9 protein-coding genes are annotated in these 7,031 nt (G+C 63.3%); 6 read left to right on the top strand and 3 right to left on the bottom strand.

Annotated features, from left to right (window positions below):
- The first annotated feature begins 203 nt into the window (after positions 1-203).
- Positions 204-1,556, top strand: coding sequence for an aminotransferase (locus TRIHO_RS07110; RefSeq protein ID WP_068241662.1), 1,353 nt, complete (start codon positions 204-206; stop codon positions 1,554-1,556).
- 226 nt (positions 1,557-1,782) lie between these two features.
- Here the strand turns inward: TRIHO_RS07110 and TRIHO_RS07115 are convergent, their stop codons facing one another.
- On the bottom strand, positions 1,783-2,022 hold the full coding sequence (locus TRIHO_RS07115) for an Lrp/AsnC ligand binding domain-containing protein (RefSeq protein ID WP_068241665.1): 240 nt from the start codon (positions 2,020-2,022) through the stop codon (positions 1,783-1,785).
- 209 nt (positions 2,023-2,231) lie between these two features.
- Between TRIHO_RS07115 and hisB the strand changes: the two genes are divergently transcribed.
- Positions 2,232-2,819, top strand: a complete 588-nt coding sequence (hisB, locus tag TRIHO_RS07120; RefSeq protein WP_068241668.1) for an imidazoleglycerol-phosphate dehydratase HisB — start codon at positions 2,232-2,234, stop codon at positions 2,817-2,819.
- Between the two features lie 66 nt (positions 2,820-2,885).
- Here the strand turns inward: hisB and TRIHO_RS07125 are convergent, their stop codons facing one another.
- On the bottom strand, positions 2,886-3,521 hold the full coding sequence (locus tag TRIHO_RS07125; RefSeq protein ID WP_068241670.1) for a DUF2306 domain-containing protein: 636 nt from the start codon (positions 3,519-3,521) through the stop codon (positions 2,886-2,888).
- Positions 3,522-3,618: 97 nt separating this feature from the next.
- On the opposite strand from TRIHO_RS07125, the gene TRIHO_RS07130 reads away from it, so the two are divergent.
- The 3 genes from TRIHO_RS07130 (at position 3,619) to TRIHO_RS07140 (ending at position 5,550) form a co-directional block, all read left to right on the top strand.
- Complete coding sequence (locus TRIHO_RS07130; protein WP_068241672.1) at positions 3,619-4,236, top strand: TetR/AcrR family transcriptional regulator; 618 nt, start codon at positions 3,619-3,621, stop codon at positions 4,234-4,236.
- Positions 4,237-4,293: 57 nt separating this feature from the next.
- A complete protein-coding gene (gene hisH, locus TRIHO_RS07135) occupies positions 4,294-4,932 on the top strand; it encodes an imidazole glycerol phosphate synthase subunit HisH (RefSeq protein WP_068241674.1) in 639 nt (212 codons plus the stop codon).
- 300 nt (positions 4,933-5,232) lie between these two features.
- Entirely contained in the window at positions 5,233-5,550 is a 318-nt protein-coding gene (locus TRIHO_RS07140; RefSeq protein WP_232367729.1) for a WGR domain-containing protein, read from the top strand.
- A gap of 70 nt (positions 5,551-5,620) precedes the next feature.
- Here the strand turns inward: TRIHO_RS07140 and TRIHO_RS07145 are convergent, their stop codons facing one another.
- Positions 5,621-6,010 carry a DUF2147 domain-containing protein gene (locus tag TRIHO_RS07145; RefSeq protein WP_068241676.1) on the bottom strand — a complete coding sequence of 130 codons (390 nt, stop codon included), beginning with the start codon at positions 6,008-6,010 and terminating at the stop codon, positions 5,621-5,623.
- Between the two features lie 204 nt (positions 6,011-6,214).
- On the opposite strand from TRIHO_RS07145, the gene hisA reads away from it, so the two are divergent.
- The gene (gene hisA, locus TRIHO_RS07150) at positions 6,215-6,937 is read left to right on the top strand and encodes a 1-(5-phosphoribosyl)-5-[(5-phosphoribosylamino)methylideneamino]imidazole-4-carboxamide isomerase (RefSeq protein WP_068241678.1); all 723 of its coding nucleotides are present in this window, start codon (positions 6,215-6,217) and stop codon (positions 6,935-6,937) included.
- Positions 6,938-7,031 lie beyond the last annotated feature (94 nt).

A 7,031-nucleotide genomic window follows, 5' to 3' on the forward strand; every position in this document is an offset into this window, starting at 1 on the left:
ACCTTGCCAAGGTTAGGGTCGGGCGTTCGAATCGCCTCGCCCGCTCCATTCGGTCCTCTCCAGATCAGACCAGCCGACCACCGCTCCGGGCATGTTTTTGCGCAAGATCAGGTCGCGTTGCGTTTTTTGATCAAAAGTCTTTGACGGCCCCGGATTTGCACGCCAATCCTAGGGCAACGTTCTGACAGCAAGGGATCAGCCGCATGTCTTCCGTGATCTACCCGACAACCAATTTCACCGCGACAGAGCAGCTCTGCATCACCCATGGCGAGGGCATCTATGTCTACGACAAGAGCGGCAAGGAATACATCGAAGGCCTCGCCGGGCTCTGGTGCACCTCGCTGGGCTATTCCAACACCGAAGTTGTGGCGGCAATCACCGACCAGCTGAACCGGCTGCCCTTTCAGCACACCTTTGGTGGCAAGACCCACGAACCCGTGATGCAGCTGGCGGAAAAGCTCAAGGCGATGGTGCCAGTGGAGGATGCCTATATCTTCTTCGGCAACTCCGGGTCCGACGCAAACGACACGCATTACAAGATGCTGCGCTATTACTTCAACGCCATCGGCAAGCCGGAAAAACGCAAGATCATCACCCGCGAGCGGGGCTATCACGGCGTGACCGTGGCCGCCGGGTCGCTGACCTCCCTGCCCGCCAATCTGGCCCATTTCGATGCCCCGCTGGAGGCACTGTCGATCCTGCGCACCGATGCGCCACATTACTACACCGGCCGTCAGGGCAACGAAACTGAGGCCCAATTCGTCGAACGGATCCTGAAAAACCTCGAAGAGCAGATCCTCGCCGAGGGCCCGGAAACCATCGCGGCCATGATCGTGGAGCCGATCACCGGCGCCTCCGGCGTCATCGTCCCGCCCGAAGGCTACTACGCCGGCCTGCAGGCGCTGCTGCGCAAACACGACATCCTGGTCTGGGCGGATGAGGTGATCTGCGGATTTGGTCGCACAGGCGCCGATTTCGGCTGCACCACCATGGGCATCAAACCGGATCTGATGACCTTCGCCAAACAGCTCTCTTCGGCCTATTTTCCGATCTCCGCCTCCGTCATTCCCGGCTGGATGTATCAGGCGATGGTGGACCAGACCAATGAGGTCGGCGTCTTTGGCCACGGCTATACCTACTCCGGCCACCCGGTGGCCTGCGCTGCGGCCCTCAAAACGCTGGAGATTTACGAACGCGACAAGACCTTCGACCATGCCGCCGAAGTGGGCGCCTATCTGCAGGCGCAACTGCGGGCGATCTTCACCGATCACCCGCTGGTCGGAGAGGTGCGCGGCAAGGGCCTGATTGCCGCCCTGGAACTGGTCTCCAACAAGACCACCGGCGCCACCATTCCCGGCGGCAAGGGCGGCGCCGCTGCGGTCAAGGCCTGCCAGGACGAAGGCCTGATCCTGCGCGCGGTCGCCGGCAACGCCCTCGCCTTCTGCCCGCCGCTGATCATCACCCGATCCGAGGTCGACGAAATGCTCAAACGCACCAAGACCGCGCTCGACACCGCCTATGCCGCGCTCAAGGCAGATGGAAGTCTGGACGGCTGACCGCACAACCAGCACCGCCCAGGGGCGCCCCAAGGGTGCCCCAACGCTGCGCCCTTCATCTTTTCAAAAATACCTCGGAGCGCGAGGCAGCGCCTCGCCCTTCGGCTTTCCCCGGCAGGGGAAAGCCCTGGCACCGCCCGCCATCCGGCGCCCTTGCATCCGGCGCCCATGGGCACAGCTGGCGTACCTCGAACAGCGGCCCCAGCGCGGGGGCCGTCAGAACGCTTCAGAACACCTTGTAGGTCATCGTGGTCAGGGAGCGCTCGATATTGGGGATCTGCAGCAGATGATCGTTGATGTATTTGCCCACATCCGCGTCTTCGGGAATATAGAGCTTCATCAGCAGGTCATATTCACCGCTGGTGGAATAGAGCTCTGAATGGATCTCCCGCAATGCAATATCCTCGGCCACCTTATAGGTCGTGCCGGGTTTGCAGCGGATCTGGATAAAGACACATGTCGACATGTCTGGCCTCAAATTCTGTCAGGTCTGGTTGCTTGCGACCGTCGCATGGCCCGCAGCAAAGGGCAATCCCGGTTGCATCCCCGCGCCTTCCACCGCTCCGGCGCCCCCTCTGCCCGCATGTCACAACCCGCAGCTTTCTGCGTCAGAAGGCTTGAGCCTGCCTCAGTCGCAGCACTATAAGCCTGTGGGACTGAAAGAGGATATCACCCATGCGTACTGCCCAGGTTTCCCGCGCCACCGCCGAAACGGAGATCTCCGTCTCCGTCAACCTCGATGGCAGCGGCGCCTATGACAATCAGACCGGGGTCGGTTTCTTCGATCACATGCTGGATCAGCTGTCGCGTCACTCTTTGATCGACATGACCATTCGCGCCAAGGGCGACACCCATATCGACGACCACCACACGGTGGAGGACACCGGCATCGCACTGGGGCAGGCCCTGGCGCAGGCGCTTGGCGACAAACGCGGCATCAACCGCTACGGCGAATGCCACCTGCCGATGGATGACGCCCAGGTGCGCGCCGCGCTGGATCTTTCGGCGCGGCCCTTCCTGATCTGGAACATCGATCTGCCGACGGAAAAGATCGGCAGCTTTGATACCGAACTGGTGCGGGAATTCTTCCAGGCGCTGGCCACCCATGGCGGCATCACCCTGCATGTGGACCAGATCCACGGGGTGAACAGCCACCACATCGCCGAGGCCGCCTTCAAGGCCGTCGCGCGGGCGCTGCGCGTTGCGGTCGAGGTGGACCCGCGCAAGGCAGATGCGGTGCCGTCGACCAAGGGCGCGTTGTGATCTGACAGCCCCTCTGCGCCGCCAATTGTGCGGCGCAGAAGCCGGATCAGGCCCGGTTGAGGCCCATCAGGCGGGTTGCAGGCTGGCCGCCTGTGCTTCCCGGCGCAACAGCCATTCCGCCGCCAGCAAATTGGGCAACCAGCAGATCCAGCAAATCACCGGATAGCTCGCCTCGAACCCCACTGTACTCAGCCCGATCGGCAAATAAAGCCGCAGCGTAACCGCCGCCAGGGTCAGGGCCGCCGACCGGATCATCCAGGCGCGGTGCAGGTCGATGCGCCGCTGCAGTGCGTAAACCACCGCAAGCCCGGTGGTCCCCAGCCAGACTCCCGCCAGCACCGCAAGACCAAGCCCCGCCACCGGCCCCGCATCGGTCGTATAGGCCAGCGGCAGGCTGGCCAGCCCGGACAGCAGGACGCAGGTCGCATAGAGCCGTCCAGCCCATCGGTGCAGCGCGGGTCGGCGCGCCCTGAGACGGCGCGAGAACTGGACCGGCAACAGCGCCAGCGCCACCGGCGCCAATCCAATATGCAGATAGAGCATCACTGGCCGTGCCAGCGCGTGATGCAGCATCGCCGGCATCACCACGGACATCTCCGCTACGACAAAGCGCAACGATCCCAGCGCGATCAGCACCGAAAGCCCCCATAGGGTCGCCAGCGCCCAGGCCAGCCGCCGCCGGGTCCAGAATTCAAGGGTCATCACCAAGTCTCCTTCACTCATCACTTTCCGATCAAACTTGACAGTGTAAAGTACATATCAACTTGACACCGTCAAGTCCTTCATTGACCCTGCCCGCATGAGCCGCGACACATCCAAGCCCCGACACCATCATGGCGACCTGCGCAATGCCCTGGTCCAGGCCGGGATCGATCTGCTTGAGGACGGCGGCATCGAGGCGCTGACGTTGCGCAAATGTGCCGCCCGCGCCGGTGTGTCCCATGCCGCCCCGGCGCACCACTTTGGCGGTCTGCCGGGGCTGAGGGCGGCAATTGCAGAAGAAGGGTTTCGCATCTTCTCCAGCTACATGCAGGAGGCCCGCAGGCAGGGGGATCCGTCGGCGCGCGGCCAGCTCAAATCAATCTGTCGCGGCTACCTGCGGTTCGGACTTGATCATGCCGGCATCCTGACCGTGATCTTTGGCAATCAGGGGCTGGCCAGCCTGGTGCCGGGGCGCAATCAGGAAACCGCCGATGCCTATCAGATCCTGCGCGAAGTCTGCGCGCCCTTTGTGCCGGAAGGCGGCCACTGCCGGGTGATCGAGTTTCAGGTCTGGTCGCTGATCCATGGCTTTACCCTGTTGTGTCTGGCCGGCGAGTTCGGCCCGCCCCGTCAGGCCCTGGAGACGGGTGTTTTCGACCAGGTCATCGCCTTGCTGGAGCATCTCGGGCCACCGGATCCGGCCCTGCGCTCTTGACCCGCGCCCGGATTCCCGCCACTTCAGGATCCGCAAGAGAACGAAGGATGTCCGCCCATGTTGACCGCCATCATCGACTATGAATCCGGCAATCTGCACTCGGCAGAAAAGGCGTTTCAGCGCATGGCCGGCGAGGTCGGCGCGGGCGAGGTCGTCGTGACCTCTGACGCCGATGTTGTGGCACGGGCAGACCGGCTGGTGCTGCCCGGCGATGGCGCCTTTCCCGCCTGCGCGCAGGAGTTGCGCGGCCACAAAGGGCTGTACGAGGCAATGGTCGAAGCCGTCGAGGTCCGGGGCCGCCCCTTCCTCGGGATCTGTGTCGGCATGCAGCTGATGGCCACGCGGGGCCATGAGTATAGCGAGACAGCGGGCCTGGACTGGGTCGGCGGCGATGTGGTCAAGATCACCCCCGAGGATCCCGCCCTGAAGGTGCCGCATATGGGGTGGAACGACCTGATCATTGACAACCCGCATCCGGTTTTTGATGGGGTTGATCAAGGCGACCACTGCTATTTCGTCCACAGCTACCACTTTCGCGTCACGCGGCCGTCGGACCGTCTGGCGCATGTGGATTATGCCGGTGATGTGACCGCAGTGATCGGCCGGGACACGATGCTGGGGATGCAGTTCCACCCGGAGAAAAGCCAGCATGTCGGGCTGCGGATGATTGCCAATTTCCTGACCTGGGCGCCCTGATCCGCAAGCTCGGGACCTCCCTGCCAAACGATGCCAAGCGGACGTGAATTTGCGCCATGTGCGCGCCCCGTCCTCCGGCGGGCGCGAAAGGCTCGTCTATGCGAGGCGCTGCCTCGCGCTCCGAGGTATTTTTCAAAAGATGAAGGCTGGCGGGTCGGGCAATTCACCGGGCGGGTCCCGGTGGCCCGGCGGCGATCAGGCGACGCCCCAAGGGCCGGGGCCGCTCGGGGGGGGGAACTGTCGACGCGTTCCGGTGGCCTGACAGTCCTGCAACACCGGCCCGCCAACGCCACGTGAACAATGGACATATTCCTGGCAACAGGGCATACGAGCCCGACCAAATTCACCGGTCGGGCCCGTTTTACCGTGTACCTACGTTTTGAAAAATTCAGTCATCGCGACGGCCAGCACCGCTATCTGGTCCTCAGCCTCGCCCCCACCCTGTTTGGCGACTGGTGTGTGGTGCAGGCCTCGGGTCCGATTGGCAAAGCCGGCGGCCATGAGCGGCGCAACTATTGTGCCTCCCTCGACGAGGCAGAAGCGCTGTTCAACAGCACCCGCCAGCGCCAGGTGAAACGTGGGTTTGTGCCTATTCCAGTGCAGATGGGACTGTTCTGAGCCAAATTCCGCGATGGGTCTGAGGCAGGCAAGGGGCGCGACGCCTTCTCTGTCGCGCCGCGCCGCCCCGTTATTTTACCCGCGTCCAGGTTTGTTTGGAGCAGATCAGCCCGCCTGCGACACAGCCCCGCAAGCGCAGGGTGTCCCCGTTGAGGTCCATTTTACCCAGGTAGATCTTGTCATTCGAGGGCCGCCAGACCTTGCCTTCATAGGCGCCACCACCCTGTGCGACCATATCGATCACCAGCGTTTTGCCCAGATTGGGCGATTGATAGGCACCATTGGCGTTGAACGTGCTTGTGATGGTGCCGCAGAGCGCCGCGCCACAGGGCGCCATCGCGACATGGGCATAGGCGCCATCGTCCGGTTCCGTTTGCCAGGTGCCTTCGATCGGGTCAGCGGCCAGAGCCGCCCCCGCAAGACCGAGTGTGACGGTCAGGGTTGCAATCAAATGTTTCATGGGATGATCCTCCTCCTGGATTGAACTCTGACCGAGGCAGGCCCTCTCGGGCAAGATTGACCTTGGGTCGCCAGCGGTCGGCCTCATCAGGGCGCGGGGCGGCTCAGGACGGCGCAGGAGCCTCGCGGGCAGTGCGTTGCAATTCTGCTGCCGCTTGGGCACAAGGGCGCGCAGGAGCTTTAACGACCATAAAGGGCGCAGCCGATGATCCTCTACCCCGCCATCGACCTCAAGGACGGCCAGGCCGTGCGGCTATTGCACGGCGACATGGACAAGACGACAGTGTTCAACGACAATCCCGCAGCACAGGCGCTGGAATTTGTCGCGGCCGGCTGTGAATGGCTGCATCTGGTCGATCTGAACGGCGCATTCGCCGGCGCGCCCGTCAATGCGGCCCCCGTCGAAGAGATCCTGAAGCAGACCAAGGTGCCCGCGCAGCTGGGCGGTGGCATCCGCGATATGGCGACCATCGAACGCTGGCTCGACAAGGGGTTGGCGCGGGTGATTCTGGGCACCGTGGCGGTCGAGAACCCCGATCTGGTGCGTGAGGCGGCCCGCGCCTTTCCCGGCAAGGTTGCGGTGGGAATTGATGCCCGCAACGGCAAGGTCGCGACCAAGGGCTGGGCCGAGGAGACCGATGTCGAGGTCACCGATCTGGCGAAATCCTTTGAGGACGCGGGCGTGGCCGCCATCATCTATACGGATATCATGCGTGATGGCGCGATGAAGGGTCCGAATGTTCCCGCCACTGCGGCGCTGGCCAATGCGGTGTCGATTCCGGTGATCGCGTCCGGCGGCGTTTCTTCGCTTGACGACCTGCGGGCGCTCAAATCCTGTGGCGCGCCGCTGAATGGCGCCATCTCGGGACGCGCGCTCTATGATGGTGCGATTGATCTTGCAGAGGCGCTGGCCGTTTTCAAAAGCTGATCCACTTCGATCGCGCATCGACCTTTGCGGCCTGAATGCTTGCCGATTGCGGCGCAATGGTTTCGCTTCGGGCAGAGCCCGAAGCGACCGCCGT

It is taken from the genome of Tritonibacter horizontis (genome assembly GCF_001518015.1).
Lineage (GTDB): Bacteria > Pseudomonadota > Alphaproteobacteria > Rhodobacterales > Rhodobacteraceae > Epibacterium > Epibacterium horizontis.

Coding starts and splice junctions, on each gene's coding strand:
- TRIHO_RS07130 (WP_068241672.1), top strand. CDS start 3,619: ATGAGCCGCGACACATCCAAGCCCCGACACCATCATGGCGACCTGCGC.
- TRIHO_RS07115 (WP_068241665.1), bottom strand. CDS start 2,022: ATGTCGACATGTGTCTTTATCCAGATCCGCTGCAAACCCGGCACGACC.
- hisH (WP_068241674.1), top strand. CDS start 4,294: ATGTTGACCGCCATCATCGACTATGAATCCGGCAATCTGCACTCGGCA.
- TRIHO_RS07110 (WP_068241662.1), top strand. CDS start 204: ATGTCTTCCGTGATCTACCCGACAACCAATTTCACCGCGACAGAGCAG.
- TRIHO_RS07125 (WP_068241670.1), bottom strand. CDS start 3,521: ATGACCCTTGAATTCTGGACCCGGCGGCGGCTGGCCTGGGCGCTGGCG.
- TRIHO_RS07140 (WP_232367729.1), top strand. CDS start 5,233: ATGGACATATTCCTGGCAACAGGGCATACGAGCCCGACCAAATTCACC.
- hisA (WP_068241678.1), top strand. CDS start 6,215: ATGATCCTCTACCCCGCCATCGACCTCAAGGACGGCCAGGCCGTGCGG.
- hisB (WP_068241668.1), top strand. CDS start 2,232: ATGCGTACTGCCCAGGTTTCCCGCGCCACCGCCGAAACGGAGATCTCC.
- TRIHO_RS07145 (WP_068241676.1), bottom strand. CDS start 6,010: ATGAAACATTTGATTGCAACCCTGACCGTCACACTCGGTCTTGCGGGG.